Annotated in this window: 1 protein-coding gene; it reads left to right on the forward strand. The window is 65.6% G+C overall.

The annotated features are described in order from the left end of the window. The coding region (locus tag OZ411_RS43520; protein ID WP_282532837.1) for a transposase at nucleotides 1-395 on the forward strand (395 nt) is incomplete at both ends.

Below are 395 nucleotides of genomic sequence, written 5' to 3' on the forward strand. Positions count from 1 at the left end.
ATGCTGACGGGGATCCGCGACGGACTGATCGCCCGGCGCACCCAGCTGAGCAATGCGATCCGCGGCTACGCTGCCGAGTTCGGCCTGATCGCCGCCAAGGGGGTGGACAAGATCGAGCCGCTGTTGGCGCGGATTGCGCAGGACGAGAATCTTCCGGAGCTGGCGCGTGAGCTGTTCGTGGTACAGGGGCGTGAATACGCAAGGCTCGGGACCGAGCTGAAGGAGATCGAGGCCAAGCTGTTGGCTTGGCACCGGGCCAATGCCCTCAGCCGGCGCCTGGCGCAAATCCCCTCGATCGGCCCTATCATTGCGACCAGGATGGTGATGAAGACGTCCGATCCAGCCGCGTTCCGCTCCGGCCGGCACTTTGCCGCCTGGCTCGGCCTCACACCAAA

The sequence above is a fragment of the Bradyrhizobium sp. Arg237L genome, from assembly GCF_029990105.1.
In the GTDB taxonomy this organism is placed as follows: domain Bacteria; phylum Pseudomonadota; class Alphaproteobacteria; order Rhizobiales; family Xanthobacteraceae; genus Bradyrhizobium.